The organism is Halorarius litoreus (genome assembly GCF_024362405.1).
GTDB lineage: Archaea > Halobacteriota > Halobacteria > Halobacteriales > Haloarculaceae > Halorarius > Halorarius litoreus.
The window spans coordinates 627,294-644,971 of sequence record NZ_CP101454.1; the positions used below are offsets into that span (position 1 = coordinate 627,294).

Here is a 17,678-nt window from a genome sequence, read left to right on the forward strand (position 1 = left end):
AGGTCAATGCGAATCGCGCTGTTAGGCGGTACTGGCGACATCGGAGAGGGAATCGCGCTTCGACTGGCTCGCGACACCGACCACGAGGTCGTCATCGGGTCACGTGACGCCGAGAAGGCCGAGACACGTGCCGGCGAGTACGTCGAACGGCTCGGCGAACGGGGCCACGACGCCGCTGTCGAGGGCTACGGGAACGAGGAAGCGACGACGGCGGCCGACGTCGTCGTGGTGAGCGTGCCACCGGAATACGCCGCTAGCACCGTCGAAGTCGTGGCGGACCACCTCGACGATGGAGCCGTCCTCATCTGCCCGGCGACCCAGATGGACCGCGATGCGACCGGGTTCCACTACGACCCACCCGCGGACGGCAGTGTGGCCGAGGCAGTCGCCGCCGCTGCTCCGGAGGGCAATCCCGTCGTCGGGGCGTTCCAGAATATCGCCGCCGGTGCGCTCACCGACCTCGACAACGAACTCGACGTCGACGTGGTCCTGACGGGTGACGACGTGGACGCCAAGGCGACGGTCGGCGACCTCGTCGCGGGCATAGACGGCCTCCGGACGCTCGACGCAGGCGGCCTCGCCAACTCATCGGAGGTCGAGTCCATCACACCGCTGCTCATCAACCTCGCGATGAACAACGAGGGGATGCACGACCTCGGTGTCCGCTTCCAGTGACAGACCGCTGACGAGGCAGGTCACGTGGGTCACGTCGGCCCCAGTCGACCCGGAGCTGCTGGACACGCCAACGGACAGTCGCTTCCGCCGGACGAGACGAATCTGCTGTCAGTGGACGTTTTCGGGGCCGTCAGCCACCGTTTCGACGAAATGACAGATCTCCAATAAAAAAGGATATATATCAAAGCTGATTGGATTACACCACGTTGGCCATGTCATACACAACCTGTCGTCGGTGCAGCGGGACAGACGAGACGGCGCAAGTAGGTGGTGGGCAGTGACGCTACTCGAGGTCACGGACCTGCAGGCGGGCTACGGGGACCTGCAGATCCTCGACGGAATCGACCTCACGGTCGACCGCGGCGAGTACGTCACCATCATCGGCCCGAACGGCGCCGGCAAGAGCACCCTCATGGACTCCATTTTCGGCCTCACCGACCACAAGGGCGGAACCGTCACCTACGACGGCACGGACATCACCACCCTCGAGACGGAAGAGCTCATCCGGAAAGGGATGAACTACGTTCCTCAAGACGACAGCATCTTCCAGACCCTCTCCGTCATCGAGAACCTCAAAATGGGAGCGTACACCGAAGACGAACTCTCCGAGGAGAAACTCCAGGACATCTACTCGCGATTCCCCATCCTCGAAGAACGTACCGGCCAGATCGCCGAAACCATGAGCGGCGGCCAGCGACAGATGCTCGCCATCGGCCGAGCGCTCATCTCCGAACCCAACCTGTTGCTGCTGGACGAACCGAGCTCCGGACTGGCACCCCACCTCGTCGACGACCTCTTCGACAAAATCGACGAAATCAACGCCGAGGGCACCGCCATCCTCATCGTCGAACAGAACGCCGAAGAAATCCTCCACCGCGCCGACCGCGGCTATCTGCTCACCGACGGCACCATCCAGCGCGAGGACACCGCCGAAGCCATGCTCGCCGACCAGGAAATCCGCCAAGAATTCCTCGCCGGCTGACACCCCAAAGCCCTAAATTTATAGTCTACGCCCGCGCGGCTTCCGTCTGCGACATAACGAGTCGTTGGAACCGCTCGCCATCGAATCGTGTCAACCATCTTGAATCCCTCTCTCTGGCGAAGGAACCGTTTTGTTGCCCAGGATTGGGCGTTTGTTCAGGGCACGGTTCGTCATCGGCATGGAGACCGAAGCGGACAGTGAACGAATCGCCGCGTACCTCGCGGACCGGGCGACCGACGACGACGAGATGCTCGTCGTCAACGTGCTCGACGAGGGCGCCGACACGACCGAGGACGTACAGGCCGGAGAGCAGGCGGTGGGGTCGTTGAAGGCGGCCCTCGCCGACTTGAACGTGGAGACTCACCAGCTCATCCGGAACCGGAATCCGGCCGACGAACTGCTGTCGTTCGCCACCGACCAAGACGCCGACGAAATCGCTATCGGCGTCCACGAGCGCAATCCCACGGGGAAGGCCATCTTCGGGAGCACGGCTCAAGGTGTTGAACGCGTCAATCCCGGTCGCCTCGATGTCGCTCCGCGATTAGCGGCTCGTTCGAGTTCCTCGGAGCCTAGTCCAGGCCCTCGCGTTCGCGCAGTGCGAAGCGCTGGATCTTCCCCGTCGCGGTCTGGGGCAGGTCGTCGACGAACTCGATTTCGCGCGGATACTGGTACTTCGCCAGCCGGTTCTTGACGTGGTCTTGGAGCGTCTCGATCAGTTCCTCGCTCGGTTCGTACGCAGGGGCGAGGACCACGAACGCCTTCGGGATCTCGCCGCGGCGCTCGTCGGGAACGCCGATGACGCCGGCGTCGACCACGGCCTCGTGGTCGGCCAGCGAGTCCTCGACCTCCTCGGGGCCGATCCGGTACCCCGAGCAGATGATGACGTCGTCCTTGCGGCTCTCGAAGTAGAAGTAGCCATCCTCGTCCATCCGGCCGAGGTCCTCGGTGAGGAGCCAGCCGTTCTTGACCTTCTCGTCGGTCTTCGCCGGCTTGTTCCAGTACTCCTTGAAGCAGATCGGCCGGCTGCTCTCGTAGTCGACAGCGATCTCGCCGAGTTTGTCGCGCTCTTCGTAGGGCTCGCCCGTCTCGGGGTCGACGATGGTCACGTCTGCGCCGAGCGTCGGTAGGCCCATCGAACCGTCGCGGGAGACGCCGAGCGCTGCACACTCACAGACGATGGGGTCCGCTTCGGTCTGTCCGTACACCTCGTTGACGGCCGCGCCGTCGAACGTATCGTTGGCCCAGGTCTTGATGGTCTCGCCGACGGACTCCCCGCCGCTGGAGATGGCGCGCAGGCTGCTGACGTCCCCGTCAAGGTCAGCGGCGTCGACCTGCATCATCATCCGGAGGGCGGTCGGCGGCGCGAAGAAGGCAGACACGCCGAACGTCTCGATGACGTCGAAGGCCTCGATGGGGTCGAACTGGTCGGTCTCGACCGCGACGGTGGGCTGACCGTAGAACAGCGGCGGGAACACGACGAGGTAGAGCGTGCCGATCCACGCCCACTCCGTCGGCGACCAGAACACGTCGTCGTCCCGGACGTCGTGGTTACCGATGGTGTTGACGAGCATCGGCAGGAACCCGAGCAGGAGGCGGTGGGCGTGGACGACGCCTTTCGGGTCACCGGTCGTTCCGCTGGTGTAGAGGATGATGGCAGTCTCCTCGGGGTCGGTCGTCACGGGCTCGAAGTCGGGGTCACCCTTCTCGATGACGTCCCAGAGGTCGCGCTCGCCCGGCTCGCGGTCGTCCGCCGCAACGGTGAGGACGGTGTCGCAGCCGTCGACCTCGGCACAGCCCTCGCGGAACGAGTCCACGTTATCCGCGTCGACGATGGCGGCGACGCAGCCGGCGTCCTCCAGGCGGTAGGCGACCGAGTCGGGGCCGTGCAGGACCGACAGCGGGACGGAGACCGCGCCGAGTTTCCACGCGGCGACGTGGGCGACGACGGTCTCGGGCTTTTGCGGGGTGTTGACCGCGACGCGGTCGCCCCGCTCGACGCCCTCGGCCTGCAGGTAGTTCGCGAGCGCGTTCGTGTACTCGCGGAGTTCCGCGAAGGTGATCGCGGTCTCGGTGCCGTCGGCGCGCCGGGTGTAGATGGCGACCCGGTCGCCGTCCTCTGCCCAGCGGTCACAGATGTAGTCGGCCATGTTGAACTGGTCGGGAATCACCCACTCGAAGGCCTCGAACAGTTCGTCGTACCCGCTCCACTCCGCCTCGTAGAAGTGATAGGCGTCCAGTCTGGGAACGTCTGACATCATGCACTCGTCTACGAGGCGGGCTAATAGAACTTTTCGTCCACTCGGGGCACGGCACACTGTCCAGAAGCCGGTGGTCGAGGCACCGACGACCAGTGACCAGCTGCAACGGTCGAAACTGCCAATCCCTCTCCACAGGGAAGCCGGACCGTGCGGGACGGGAACATACTTGGTGTTGGCTTTGGTCTCTGTGGTAGGGATGTCTACTGACGAGATGCGCGCGGTCGGCTTTCACGAACACGGCGACATCGACCAACTGGAACTGCTGTCGGTTCCCCGACCCCAGCCGGGGCCGGAGGAGGTGCTCGTGGACGTGAAGGCGGCGGCGCTCAACCACCAGGACCTCATCGCCGTCCGAGAGCTCGACCACTACATTCCCGACTACCCCTTCTGGGGCGGTGGCGGCACCGCCGGCGTCGTCGCCGAGTGCGGCGAGCGCGTCGAGGACTGGGCCCCCGGAGACCGCGTCGTCGTCAACCCGGCGCTCTCCTGTGACCAGTGCGAGTTCTGCCTCCAGGGCGAGCAGTCGATGTGCGCCGTTTACGAGGTCTTCGGCGAGCACCGGAAAGGGGGGTTCGCCGAGTACATTCCGGTCCCCCAGGAGAACCTGCTCACGGTTCCGGACGACTACGACCTGCAGACGGCCGCCGCGGCACCGATGGCCGCCGGGACCGCCTGGCGGGCACTGGCCGACCGCGCCAGGGTCCGGCCGGACGACGACGTCCTCATCGTCGGCGCGACCGGCGGCGTCGGGTCCTACGCGGTCCAGTTCGCGACGAAAGTGCTGAACGCCCGGACGCTGTACGGGACCACGAGCAGCGAGGAGAAGGCGGCGTTCCTCCGTGACCTCGGCGTCGACCACGTCATCAACTACACCGAGGAGGACTTCGACAGCCGCATCTGGGAGCTGACCGACGAGCGCGGCGTCGACGTCTGTTACAACAACGTCGGCGGCGACACGTGGGTTCCGTCGCTGCGCTCGCTGACGCACGGCGGTCGGCTCGTGCTTTCAGGCTCGACGGCCGGGCCGAACCCCGTCTCCGAACTCCGACTGATGTTCGTCCGCCAGCTCGAGATTTACGGCAGTACGACCCACAGCCGCACCGAATTCGAGACGGCGATGGGGTTCGTCTTCGACGGGACTGTCGAGCCGGTCGTCCAGGAGCAGCTGCCGCTCGAGGAGTTCGAGCGCGCCTTCCGGATGATGGACCAGCGGGAACTCTTCGGTAAGGTCGTCCTGACGCAGGACTGAGGCGCCGTGCTGGGCCGTCAGAGCGTGACCAGCGCGACGCCGCCAACGACGACAGCGATGCCGAGGACCGTCCCGAGCGTTATCCGCTCGACATCTCGGAGGAGCGCGACGGCGAAGACGGTCGTGAACAGCGGTGCAGTCGCCGACAGCGGGTCGACGATGGCGACGTTCCCGCCGTCGAGGGAGAACGCACTGAACAGCAGGAAGACACCGGCGGCCGAGCAGAGTCCGCTGAGCAGGAAGTTCTTGCCGGCCCCCCAGGAGACACCCGGCGTCTGCCCCCGGTTGGCGGTCGCCACGGTGGCGACCAGCAGGAATGCGACGAGGTCCCCGATGGCCACCGCCTGCAGCGTGGTGATGTCGGTCCCGGTGAACCCGAACCGCCGGGCGACGTTGCCAGCGGCGAACAACCCTGCAGCCGCCAGCGGGAGGACGAGGTCGACCCGCTCCCAGCCGGCGACGTCGCCGCCCTTCGACAGCGAGAGGGCCACGAGCCCGGCGACGATGGCGAGTACACCCGCGACGGTCCGTGGCGTGGCCGTCTCACCGAGCAACAACACGGCGAGTAGGACGGCGAACAGCGGGCGCGTGTTCACGAACGCGTTAGCGAGCGTCGAGCCGACGTCGTCGACGCCTTTGTAGAACATGAAGCGACCGACGCCGATGGCCAGGCCCGCGACGGCGAACGCACCGGCCGTGGCGGGCACGACGCCGTCGAGTGCACCGAGGCGAGCCGTCACGAGTAGCACCGCCCAGAACACCGCTGCCCGGGTGCCGACGACGATGACGGTGTTGCCCATGTAATCTCCCGCGTCCTCGAGGCCGCGCTTGGAGAACACGGGCCCCAGCCCGAAGGCGACGCCGCTGCCGAGTGCGAGGAGCAGCACCTCTCCCGGCGCTTGCAGGACCATCTACGGGAGCCGACAGGCCCCACCAACATAAATCCCGCCCGCCGCCCGGATCACGTGGGTCAGACAGCCGATTCGACGGCTCGCGACCGGCACCGACGGTGTCAACCTTGATAGTCCCTCCCTTCCAACTCGTCTCCGTGACACCGATTCCAGACGATTTCACCGACCTCTTCGAGCGGCCATCGCACAGCGTCCTCGTGACCCTTGACCCCGACGGGTCCCCGCACCCGACCGTCGTCTGGGTGGGCTACGACGGCGAGCACATCCTGGTCAACACGGCCGACGGGCGACGGAAAGTCCGAAACATCCGCAACGACCCGACCGTCGCGCTGACGGTCATCGACCCCGAGAACCCCTATCGCTACCTCACCATCCGTGGCGAGGTCGTCGAGATAACCGAGGAGGGCGCCGAGGAGCACATCAACGAACTCGGCCGCCGGTACATGGACCTCGAAGAGGACTACATGACCGAGATGCACGAGGGCGAGACCCGACTAGTGGTGCGCATCGACCCCGAAGAGGCCATCCCCGTGGTCGCGGCCTGAGCGGTCGATTCCCACCACGGCGTCGGACACTAGCCATCGGGCCGCCGGTGGTCGCACGGGCCCTGGACGGCGGCCGGGGGTCCCGAATCACAACCGTTATTGGTCATTCCTCCTGAGGAGTGTTATGTCGGACAAACCCTACAGACACTACATCGACGGCGAGTGGGTAGCCGGTGACGGTGACGAGACTTTCGAGAGCCTCAATCCGGCGACCGGCGAGGCCATCGCGACGTTCCAGCGAGGGACGGCGTCGGACGTCGAGCGGGCGGTCGGCGTGGCGGACGACGCCTTCGAGGAGTGGCGGCACCTCTCGTACATCGACCGCGCCGAATACCTCTGGGACATCTATCACGAACTGCGCGAGCGCACGGACGAACTCGGGGAAATCGTCACCCAGGAGTGCGGGAAGGAGATCAGCGAGGGCCGAGCCGACGTGGTCGAGGCTGCTCACATGGTCGAGTGGGCCGCCGGCAACGCCCGCCACCCCCACGGCGACGTAGTGCCGAGCGAGATTCCGAGCAAGGACTCCTACATGCGCCGCCAGCCCCGGGGCGTCATCGGCTGCATCACCCCGTGGAACTTCCCGGTGGCCATCCCGTTCTGGCACATGGCCGTCGCGCTCGTCGAGGGCAACACCATCGTCTGGAAGCCCGCCGAGCAGACCCCGTGGTGCGGGCAGATCATCGCCGAGATGTTCGAGGACGCGGGCGTCCCCGACGGCGTCTTCAACATGGTCCAGGGCTACGGCGACGCCGGGGCCGCCATCGTCGACGACGACCGCGTCCCGACGGTGCTGTTCACGGGCAGCGCCGCGGTGGGCCACGAAATCGGCGGAAAACTGGGCGGCGAGCCCGGTCGTGAGGTCTCCCTGGAGATGGGCGGGAAGAACGCCATCATCGTCACGGAGGAAGCCGACCTCGACGTGGCCGTCCACTCGGCGGTCATGTCCTCGTTCAAGACCACGGGCCAGCGCTGTGTGTCGAGCGAGCGCCTCATCGTCCACACCGACGTGTACGACGAGTTCAAAGAGCGGTTCGTCGACCTCGCCCAGGACGTGGCGGTTGGCGACCCGCTGCAGGAAGACACCTTCATGGGCCCCGTCGTCGACGAGGAGCAGGTCGCGAAGTTCCACGAGCACAACGACGTGGCCCGCGAGGAGGGCGTGAACGTCCTGGTCGACCGCGCTGACCTCGACGACAGCGAGGTGCCCGAGGGCCACGACGACGGCCACTGGGTCGGCCCGTTCGTCTACGAGACTGCGTACGACCCCGACCTGCGCTGCATCAAGGAGGAGGTGTTCGGCCCCCACGTCGCGCTCGTCGAGTACGACGGCGACATCGAGCGGGCGGTCGAGATACACAACGACGTCCCCTACGGTCTCTCCGGCGCGATAATCAGCGAGAACTACCGGCAGATCAACTACTTCCGCGACCACGGCGAAGTGGGACTCGCCTACGCGAACCTCCCCTGTATCGGCGCGGAGGTTCAGCTCCCCTTCGGCGGGGTCAAGAAGTCCGGCAAGGGCGCGCCCAGCGCCCGTGAAGCCATCGAGGCCGTCACCGACCGGACCGCCTGGACGGTCAACAACTCGAAGGACATCGAGATGGCACAGGGCCTCTCGGCGGACATCACCACGTCCGACGACTGACCCGACCCACACCCCTCGAGTTCGGGTTATCGGGTCGTGAGGGTCTCGACGACCTGATCGACCATCGCCGTCTGCACCTCGTTCGCCGCGAAGACGTCCGCGACGGCGGCCAGCCTGCCCACGACGGCACCCTCGTGCAGCCAGCCGATGCGTTCGTCCGTCCATCTGTTCCAATGCCGGATAGGTGTGTCCGCCGAATCGTCGTCGAGGCGGACGGGCGTGGGTTCGACGGACCAGAAATCACCTTGCTCGGGGGCTGCCCTCCGGGGCGAGTCAGGGTGGCGAAACGCTTTAGCGGCCGTGGCCTGTTCCCGAATCTATCGAAGCGAAACGATGCTCAGAGAGCGAACCGAACGCGAAATCGGCGACGAGACGGTGGGCGCGATTCACTACCGGGAAAACGGCGAGACACTCGCCGACCGGGACGGGCACCGGGGGAGTTCGGCTCACTGGCAGCGCTCTCGGACGGCGGAGACGGAGACGAAGGCACCGCCCGCCCGTGCCGGCCGTGACCCGCCACATGGCGGCGTCGACACCGGACACACTGTGGGTGGGGGCCGCCGCGGACGGGCGCGGCCCGTGCGACGACGGAGGCGGTCGATGAGATGACGTTCCTGCTCGAGGAGTCTACTCGGGAGTTGCGCGACCGCGCGCGAGCGTTCGCGGCGGCCGAGATCGAGCCCGTCGCCCTGGCACACGACCGTGAGCGGCGCTATCCCATGGCCGTTGTCGACACGGCGGGCGAGGCGGGATTGCTCGCCCAGCGACTCCCGTCGACCCTTGATGGGCCGGACCGGTCCATGCTCGAATGTGCGGTCGTCTCCGAGCAACTGTGGCGGGGCGACCCCGGAATCGGGTTCGCAATCGACATGGTCGCGTTCGCCTCGGCCTGTCACGCCCTCGCCGCACATGCCTCCCCGACGATGCGCGAACGGTGGGTGTCGGAGCTCCCGAGCGCGGATGCGATCGCCGCGATCGCCGTCTCCGAGGCCGGCGCTGGCTCGGACGTGGCCGGCATCGAGACGACGGCCACACGCGACGGCGAGGCGTACGTGATCGACGGGCACAAGCAGTTCGTCGGGAACGCGTCGGTCGCGGACGTCGTCTTCCTGCTGGCGAAGACCGACCCCGGCGCGGGCGCCCGCGGCATCAGCGCCTTTCTCGTCCCGACGGCTGCCGACGGGGTCGGCGTCGAAGAGATGCCAGAGACGATGGGGCTGCGGGCCTGTGACTGGGGGAATCTGCACTTCGACGACGTCCGCGTGCCCGAGGCGAACCGTCTCGGTGAGGAGAACCGGGGATTCCAGTACTTCATGGCTGCGTTGGTGGAGGCTCGCGTTCAGGTCGCCGCGGGCGCGCTTGGGGCGGCACAGGCGGCGCTCGACCGGGCCAAGACGGCCGTCGTGGACCGCCAGGGGCCGACCGACGCCTCGCAGGCGATGCGCCACGACCTCGCGGAGATGGCGACGGCAGTGGAGGCGGCCCGTTCGCTCACCTACCGCGCCGCAGCGCTGGTCGATCACGGCGACGCCCGTGCCGGGCGGTTCGCGAGCGCGGCAAAGCTGTTCGCGACCGAGACCGCCTCGAGAGTCGCGGACGCGGCGGTCCAGGCCCACGGGCCCGCGGGAACGCACGCTGAGAATCACGTCGAGCGATACCTCCGCGACGTTCGCGCCTGCCGGATCTACGAGGGGACGAGCGAGATCCAGCGCGATCTCGTGGCGCGTGATCTCTTCTCGGCGCAAGACTGACGGGGGCGGCCGTTCCACCGGGAGCCATGAGCGAATGGCCGGAACAGGGGTCGGTCGACGGAATGCTGATTCGCGGCGGGACGAGCAGGGGCCTGTACGCGCTGCCGGGAGAACTCCCGCCCGCTGGCGAGCGACGCGACCGGCTGCTCGTGGAACTGTTCGGGACGCCTGACCCTCTCCAGATCGACGGCATCGGCGGCGGGAACTCCCACACCAGCAAGGTGATGCTCGTCGACGATACCGACCGTCCGGGGCTCGACGTCGAGTACACCTTCGGCCAGGTCGCCGTCGAGAACGCGACCGTCGACTGGACGGGCAACTGTGGGAATCTCACCAGCGGCGTCGGGGTGTTCGCGATTCTCGCAGGGCTGGTCGATGCGGCCGGGTCGACCGCCGAGTTGCGCCTGTACAACACGAACACGGACACGGTCGTCGAGCAGACGGTCCCGCTGGTCGACGGTGCGCCGGCGGTCCAGGGTGACTACGCTATCGACGGCGTTCCGGGCACAGGCGCGCGAATCGACTCCGCCTTCCAGGATCCCTGGGGCGCGGTCACGGGCGACTTGCTCCCGTCGGGGAACCTCGTCGACGAGGTGACGGTCCAGGGGGCCACCTACGAGGTGTCGCTGGTCGACGTCGCGAACCTTAACGTGTTCGTCAGGGCGCGCGACCTCGGACTCGACGGGACGGAACTCCCGGCCGCGATGGACGACCCCGACCTGCTGGAGCGGATCGAACTACTCCGGGGCGCTGCCTGCGAACTGCTCGGGCTGGTCGATAACCGCCGGGACGCCCGTGACGAACGAGCGGCGATTCCCCAGATCGCGCTCGTCTCGGAACCGCAGTCCTACGAGACGACGACCGCCGACGCCGTCGATGCAGCCGACATCGACGTCACCTCTCGAATCGTCACGACGCAGTCCCCCCACCATTCCTACGCGATGACGGGCGCGATGTGTCTCGCCGCGGCGACGCAACTCCCGGGGACGATTCCGAGCGAAGTCGTCCGAACGGGCGACCTGACTGACGTGATTATCGGCCACCCGAAAGGACGGATCACGGTGGGCGTCGAGACGGCGACTGGGGAGGACGGGCCGACCGTCGAGGCGGTCCGGGTCGGGCGGACGGCACGGTTGCTATTCGACGGCGACGTGTTCTATCGCCGCCACGTCGTCGAGGGTTGAGGACCAGCGTTAACGGTTGCTCGCACGGGAATACGTTGACAGTTGGCAACAGGCATATGTTCGCGGTATGATAGTTGGCAACAGTTATATATTCGTAGTATGTGCTGGTATCACATGGCAAGATCGGACCCATTTCTGGAGCGCATGAACCGACGACGTTTCATCCGACTGAGCGGCCTCGCCGGGGTCACCGGCGCAACAGGGCTGGCCGGCTGTTCGCAGAGCCTGTTGCAGAACGATAACGAGGGGTCCGGTTCCATCTCGGTTGGCGTGGTGTTGCCGTTTAGTGGTGACCTAAGCGACTTCGGCGAACCGATGATGAACGGGCTCCAGCTGGCGCTGTCCGACATCAACGATGCCGGGGGTCCGCTGGGTCGGGAGATCGAGCTCCACCAGGCGGACTCAGAGACGAACCCGACGACGGGCGTGACTGCCGCCAACTCCCTGACGAACAACCAGGATATCAAGTGCCTCATCGGGGCCGTCTCCAGCAGCGTCACGATCAGCATGGCGACCTCCGTGACCGTGCCGAAGAACGTGGTGCACATCACGTCGGCGTCGTCCTCGCCGGCGATATCCACGCTCGACGACAACGACCTGCTGTTCCGAACGCGCCTGAGCGACCAGTTCAGCGCCCGGGCGATGGCGAAGATCATCTCCAACGAGGGCGCCGACAAGGCGGCCGTGTTGTACCTGAACAACGACTTCGGGGAGGCACTCTCCAGCGCCTTCAACGAGACCTTCGGTGGCACCACGACGGCGCGGGTCGGCTACGAAGCGGGCCAGTCGTCCTACCAGCAGACGCTTTCGAAGGTGTTCGAAGACGACCCCGACTTCGTCGCGTTCGCGGGCTACCCCGAGAGCGGGACGACCATCCTCTCGCAGTGGCACGAAGGTGGCTACGGCGGCCAGTGGATGCTGCACAACAGTATGCTCTCCACGGACGTCATCGACAACGTCGGAGCCGACGTCATGGAGGGGATGTGGGGCGTGCGGACGAAGCCGCCGACGTCGGAGGCAACTGGATCGTTCACCAGCGACTACGAGTCGGAGTACCCCGACGCACAGCTATTCTCGCCGTACTCCTGGAACTCCTACGACGCGCTGATGAGCTACGCGCTGGCTGTCCACCACGCCGGGACAACTGACCCGAGCACGGTCAAACAGAGTCTCCACACGATCGCCACGCCGCCGGGTGACTCGGTCAGCTACGCGGAGTTCGAGAGCGGCAAGACCAAGATCGACAACGGGACGAAGATCGACTACAGCGGCCCCAGCGGCAACGTCGACTACGACGAGAACGGCGACGTCTCCAGTGATATGGTGGCGGTCCGCGTCCAGAACGGCGAGTTCACCAACGCGGACACCATCCCCGCAGAGGACCTGCAATGAGGTGCGCCCCGGCCACTACCGGCCTCCCGCTCGGACGCGCGCTCAAGGGACGGCACCGCGGCCGCCCAGCCCCGAGACGACCGGCCGGCAAGCATCGGTGTTGTGGGCCACGGGTCGATGACTGACGACACCGGGCATACCCGGGTCGGCATCGACATCGGCGGGACGTTCACCGACCTCGTGACGGTCATCGACGGCGCCGTCGGCGTCGACAAGGTTCCCTCGACCCCTGCGGCTCCCGATAGAGCCGTCGTCGACGGGCTCGAGCAGTTATATGACCGCGGCGACCTGGCGTACACCGACGTGGACTTTCTCGCCCACGGAACGACCGTCGCGACCAACGCCGTCCTCGAGGAGGAGTGGGCCGAGACGGCGCTGGTCACCACCAAGGGGTTCGAGGACGCCCTCGAGATCGGCCGCCAGGCCAGGCCCGCCGTGTACGACTTCGGCGCCGAGAAACCGACTCCAGTGGTGTCGCGGGACCGCCGGTTCGGCGTCCCCGAGCGCCTCGACGAGCGCGGGCGGGTCGAGACGCCCCTGGACGAGGCGGTTGTCCGCGAACTGGCCGACCACCTCGCCGACAGTGATGTCGAGAGCGTCGCCATCGTCCTGCTGTTCGCCTTCGAGAACGATGCCCACGAGCGCCGGGTCGCCGAACTGCTCGCGGAGGCCGGCGTCGACGTCGACGTCTCACTGTCGAGTGAGGTCCTCGCGGAGATCCGCGAGTACGAGCGCACGCTCACGACGGCGCTCAACGCCTCGCTCAAACCGATCATGAACCGCTACATCGGGACGCTCGAGGCGAGCCTGGACGAGCGCATCGAGCCGAGCCTGCAGATCATGCAGTCCAACGGGGGAATCATCACGGCCGACAGTGCGCGTGAGCAACCCGTCAACACGCTGCTGTCGGGCCCCGCGGCCGGCGTCCAGGGCGCGACGCACCTGGCCTCCCTGACGGGTGTCGAGGACGTGATCACGATGGACATGGGCGGGACTTCCTGTGACGTGTCGCTCGTCGAAGGCGGGGAGCCGCTCGTCTCCACGGACGTGGAGATCGGAGAGTACCCCGTACACGTCCCGATGATCGACATCCACACCGTCGGCGCCGGGGGCGGCTCGATCGCCTGGATCGACGACGGCGGTGCGCTGCGCGTCGGCCCGCGGTCGGCCGGTGCGACGCCCGGTCCCATCTGCTACGGCCGCGGCGGCACGCAACCCACGATAACGGATGCGCACCTCATGCTCGGTCGCATCGACCCGACGGCGTTCGTCTCCGACACCCTCGAGACCGACCGCGACGACGTAGCTGCCGCCTTCGAACGCGAGTTGGCAGACCCGCTCGGGGTCAGTCCACGCGAGGCCGCTCAGGGCGTTCTCGACGTCGCGAACGCCAACATGGAACGGGCGTTGCGGGTTGTCTCCGTCGAGCGCGGCTACGACCCCCGGGACTTCGGCCTGGTCGCCTTCGGCGGCGCGGGGCCCCTCCACGCGGCCACGCTGGCCGCCGAACTCGGCGTCCCCAGGGTGATCGTCCCGCGGACCGCTGGTGTGCTCTCGGCGCTCGGCCTGCTCATCAGCGACGTCCTCTACGATTTCTCGACCTCGCGAGTGCGACGGTGGGACGACCTCGCTCCCGAAACACTCGCCGCGGAGTTCCAGGCCTTCACCGAGCGGGGGAGCGAGCGACTCGCCGACGAAGGGCTGTCGGCCGACCGCATGCAGTTCGAGCCATCGGTCGACCTCCGGTACATCGGCCAGTCGTTCGAACTGCAGGTGCCGGTCCCCGGCGGCGACCTCGACGCCGCGGCGATGGCGACGATAGCCGAGCGGTTCCACGAACGCCACCGCCAGCACTACGGCCACGCCTACGAGGACGAGCCGATAGAACTGGTCACCATTCGGCTTCGAGCCCGGGGCCTCGTCGACGCGCCCGACCTCACGCCCGACCTGGCTGAGGGCGACCCAGCCGACGCCGTCACGACGACTCGAACCGTCACCTTCGACGGCACCGACCATGAGACCAGCGTGTACGACCGCACACGACTCGCGCCGGGCACGTCGTTCCCCGGCCCGGCCGTCGTCGAGGGCGTCGAGAGCACCGTCGTCGTCCCCCCAACCCAGTCGGTGACTGTCGACGACCACGGGTCGCTGCTCGTGGAGGTGGACGGATGAGCGACGACGGCGGCGTCGACCCGGTCACGCTCGAGGTGACCCGCAACGCCTGCATCGCCGTCTGCGAAGAGATGAACGCCAACCTCATCCGGACGGGGTACTCGCCGAACATCAAGGAACGACGGGACTGCTCCTGTGCGCTGTTCGACGCCGATGCCGAGATGATCAGCCAGGCCGAGAACATGCCGGTCCATCTCGGCTCGATGCCGTTCTCGGTCGCAGCGGCCGTCGACCGCTTCCCTCCGGAGACGCTTGACCCCGGCGACGGCGTCGTGCTGAACGACCCGTTCTACGGCGGGGCGCACCTCCCGGACCTGACGCTGGTCACCCCCGTCTTCCACGACGGTGATATCGTCGCCTTCGCGGCGAACCGGGCCCACCACGCCGACATCGGCGGCGCGCGGGCGGGCAGTGTCGCCGCTGACTCCACGGAGATCTACCAGGAGGGCCTCCGTCTCCCCCCGGTGAAGCTGTTCGAGGCCGGAACGCCCAACGAGGCGGTCTTCGACCTGATCGAGGCGAACGTCCGGACACCTGCCGAGCGCCGGGGCGACCTGCGCGCCCAGGAGGCGGCCAACGAGACGGGCCGGCGTCGGTTCACCGAACTCGTCGAGAAGTACGGTGCCGATCGGCTGACCGCCGGTCTCGAGGAGATCAAGGACTACTCCGAGCGCCGGATGCGCGCCGAAATCGAGGCCCTACCCGACGGGACCTACGAGTTTGCGGACGTGCTCGACGACGACGGCCTCGGCAACGAGGACCTGCCAATCCGCGCGACCGTCACCATCGACGGCGATGAGGTCACGGTCGACTACTCCGGCACCGCCGACCAGACGGACGGACCGGTCAACGCCGTCTTCGCGGTCACGGCCTCGGCGACGTACTACGCCGTCAGGTGCATCACTGACCCGGACATCCCGCCCAACCACGGCTGCTACCGCCCGGTCACCATCGAGGCCCCCGAGGCCAGCATCGTCAACCCCGATCCGCCGGCGGCGGTCGTCGGGGGCAACCTCGAGACGTCCCAGCGCGTGACCGACGTGGTCCTCGGAGCGTTCGCGAAGGCGGTGCCCGACCGCGTGCCGGCCGCCGGGCAGGGGACGATGAACAACGTCACCTTCGGCGGGCGGGACCCACGGACCGACGAGGCGTACGCCTTCTACGAGACCCAGGGCGGTGGCTTCGGCGGCCAGGCGGGCAAAGACGGCATGGACGGCGTCCACGTCCACATGAGCAACACGATGAACACCCCGGCGGAGGTGCTCCAGACGGCCTATCCGCTAGCGGTCACTCGCTATGAACTCCGCGGGGACACCGGCGGCGCCGGGGAGTTCCGTGGCGGGCTCGGCCTGCGGCGGGACATCCAGGTCCGCGACCACGAGGCCAACTTTAGCCTGCTGGCCGACCGCCACGAGAGCCGGCCCTACGGGCTGGCGGGCGGGAGCCCGGGCACCTCGGGCAGTGCCTACCGCATCGACCCCGACGGGGAGGCGAAGCAACTCCCCGCGAAGTCGATCCACGAGCTCGTGCCGGGCACGACCGTCAGCATCCGGACGCCCGGTGGCGGTGGCTTCGGCGATCCCGCGGACCGGGACCGCGAAGCAATCGAACGCGACGTCCGCCTGGGGAAGGTGTCACGGGCGACTGCACGCGACGTCTACGGTGTCGACATCGACGCCGACGGAGGAACCGACGGTGAGTCCTGATGCCCCAGCGGCCACCGCGGGCGCTCCGGTACGCGCCGCACCTGGCGGCGCTCGGCAGCGGCTACACGATGTTCGCCTACGCCGGCGTCCCGGCCCTGTTCCGCCAGCGCTACGAGGTCGGCTTCGCCGCCATCGGACTGGTAATGAGCGCGGCCCTGCTCGGGTTCGTGCTCGTCCAGTGGCCCTCCGGGCGCGTCCTCACGCGCGTCCGGACCACCAGGCTGCTGTTCGGGACGGCCGTCGCCAACGTCGTCCTCGCACTGGCGCTGGACGTGGCGCCGACGTACCCGGCCCTGCTAGCGTTGCGTTTCCTGTGGGGCGGGACCTACGGCCTGGTAGTCACCGCGGGAGCGACACACATCTCGCGGCTCTACCCCGCCTCGGCAGCGACCCGTCAACAGGGAATCTTCGGCGGGATGAGCACGCTTGGCGGGGCGGTCGGCTTCCTGGTCGCCCCCCAGCTAGTCACAGCCACGGACGGTGTCGGCGTCCACGCTGGCGGCGTCGTCTTCGTTCTGCCGGCCGTCGTCGCGCTGGGCGTCCACTGGTCCGGCCATCATACGGCACCGCCCGACACCGACCGACAGCGCGGGACGCTGTGGCGTGCCGCGCAGGACCCGATAGTCCTCGCGTCGTCGCTGTGTTACGTTGCAGTCATCGGGTCGTACATTACGCTCTCGACGTTCGTGACGTCGTACTTCGACGACCTCGGGATCACGGGCCCGCTGAACGCTGTGGTGCTGGGCGTCGCGACGACCGGCCGCATCGTCGGCGACTCGCCGGTCTCCCGGCTCTCCGTGGGCAACGCGACGTTCGTCGCCGGGGCGACGGCGGTCGCTTGTGCCGGCTTCGGCGCGCTCGCCGGGCTATCGACGGGCGCGACGATGGTCTGGCTCCCATTCGTCGTGATGCTGGCGGTTTCGATTCCGTTCGGCGCCATCTACAACATCGCCGCCCAGGGGCCCCGCCAGGACGGCGCGGCACTGGCCGTTGTCATCGCCGTCGGCAATGCCGCGGCGCTCGTGCTGCCGGCGGTGACGGGCGCCCTCAGAGAGGTCACCGGCGACTACCGCGGCGCGTTCGTCTTGCTCGCCACGCTCAACCTCGTGGCCGTCGCGAGCGCACTGACGCTGCGGCGCAAGGACACACCGAACACAGGATGATACATATGAGACACGACCGAAGAGCACTCGGAATCGCACCGG

At 67.5% G+C, this 17,678-nt stretch carries 13 protein-coding genes and 1 pseudogene; 12 read left to right on the top strand and 2 right to left on the bottom strand.

Annotated elements, in window-relative coordinates; translation table 11 throughout:
* Positions 1 to 6 precede the first annotated feature (6 nt).
* The 3 genes and pseudogenes from npdG to NL126_RS21995 all read left to right on the top strand — a co-directional run.
* Positions 7 to 675, top strand: coding sequence for an NADPH-dependent F420 reductase (npdG, locus tag NL126_RS03290; RefSeq protein WP_255197488.1), 669 nt, complete (start codon positions 7 to 9; stop codon positions 673 to 675).
* A 277-nt stretch (positions 676 to 952) separates the two neighbouring features.
* Positions 953 to 1,657: an ABC transporter ATP-binding protein gene (locus NL126_RS03295; RefSeq protein WP_255197489.1), complete on the top strand. Its 705-nt coding sequence runs from the start codon at positions 953 to 955 to the stop codon at positions 1,655 to 1,657.
* A 178-nt stretch (positions 1,658 to 1,835) separates the two neighbouring features.
* A pseudogene (locus NL126_RS21995) lies at positions 1,836 to 2,099 on the top strand (universal stress protein); the annotation flags it as partial.
* A gap of 127 nt (positions 2,100 to 2,226) precedes the next feature.
* Here the strand turns inward: NL126_RS21995 and NL126_RS03305 are convergent.
* On the bottom strand, positions 2,227 to 3,912 hold the full coding sequence (locus tag NL126_RS03305) for an acetate--CoA ligase (protein ID WP_255197491.1): 1,686 nt from the start codon (positions 3,910 to 3,912) through the stop codon (positions 2,227 to 2,229).
* Positions 3,913 to 4,111: 199 nt separating this feature from the next.
* Between NL126_RS03305 and NL126_RS03310 the strand changes: the two genes are divergently transcribed.
* On the top strand, positions 4,112 to 5,164 hold the full coding sequence (locus NL126_RS03310) for a zinc-binding dehydrogenase (RefSeq protein WP_255197492.1): 1,053 nt from the start codon (positions 4,112 to 4,114) through the stop codon (positions 5,162 to 5,164).
* Positions 5,165 to 5,181: 17 nt separating this feature from the next.
* Here the strand turns inward: NL126_RS03310 and NL126_RS03315 are convergent, their stop codons facing one another.
* On the bottom strand, positions 5,182 to 6,075 hold the full coding sequence (locus NL126_RS03315; RefSeq protein ID WP_255197493.1) for an EamA family transporter: 894 nt from the start codon (positions 6,073 to 6,075) through the stop codon (positions 5,182 to 5,184).
* A gap of 137 nt (positions 6,076 to 6,212) precedes the next feature.
* Here NL126_RS03315 and NL126_RS03320 point away from each other — a divergent pair, with 137 nt between their 5' ends.
* The 8 genes from NL126_RS03320 to NL126_RS03355 all read left to right on the top strand — a co-directional run bounded on the left by NL126_RS03320 (position 6,213) and on the right by NL126_RS03355 (position 17,636).
* Positions 6,213 to 6,620 (top strand): PPOX class F420-dependent oxidoreductase, encoded by a 408-nt coding sequence (locus NL126_RS03320; RefSeq protein ID WP_255197494.1) that lies wholly within the window; start codon positions 6,213 to 6,215, stop codon positions 6,618 to 6,620.
* Positions 6,621 to 6,744: 124 nt separating this feature from the next.
* A complete protein-coding gene (locus tag NL126_RS03325; protein ID WP_255197495.1) occupies positions 6,745 to 8,268 on the top strand; it encodes an aldehyde dehydrogenase family protein in 1,524 nt (507 codons plus the stop codon).
* 605 nt (positions 8,269 to 8,873) lie between these two features.
* On the top strand, positions 8,874 to 10,019 hold the full coding sequence (locus NL126_RS03330; RefSeq protein ID WP_255197496.1) for an acyl-CoA dehydrogenase family protein: 1,146 nt from the start codon (positions 8,874 to 8,876) through the stop codon (positions 10,017 to 10,019).
* A gap of 26 nt (positions 10,020 to 10,045) precedes the next feature.
* On the top strand, positions 10,046 to 11,203 hold the full coding sequence (locus NL126_RS03335) for a 2-methylaconitate cis-trans isomerase PrpF family protein (protein WP_255197497.1): 1,158 nt from the start codon (positions 10,046 to 10,048) through the stop codon (positions 11,201 to 11,203).
* 114 nt (positions 11,204 to 11,317) lie between these two features.
* Positions 11,318 to 12,595, top strand: coding sequence for an ABC transporter substrate-binding protein (locus tag NL126_RS03340; protein ID WP_255197498.1), 1,278 nt, complete (start codon positions 11,318 to 11,320; stop codon positions 12,593 to 12,595).
* A gap of 117 nt (positions 12,596 to 12,712) precedes the next feature.
* Positions 12,713 to 14,767 (top strand): hydantoinase/oxoprolinase family protein, encoded by a 2,055-nt coding sequence (locus tag NL126_RS03345; protein ID WP_255197499.1) that lies wholly within the window; start codon positions 12,713 to 12,715, stop codon positions 14,765 to 14,767.
* Positions 14,764 to 16,473 carry a hydantoinase B/oxoprolinase family protein gene (locus NL126_RS03350; protein ID WP_255197500.1) on the top strand — a complete coding sequence of 570 codons (1,710 nt, stop codon included), beginning with the start codon at positions 14,764 to 14,766 and terminating at the stop codon, positions 16,471 to 16,473. Before NL126_RS03345 ends, NL126_RS03350 begins: the two co-directional genes overlap by 4 nt.
* Entirely contained in the window at positions 16,473 to 17,636 is a 1,164-nt protein-coding gene (locus NL126_RS03355; protein ID WP_255197501.1) for an MFS transporter, read from the top strand. The genes NL126_RS03350 and NL126_RS03355 overlap by 1 nt, the downstream gene beginning before the upstream one ends.
* Positions 17,637 to 17,678 lie beyond the last annotated feature (42 nt).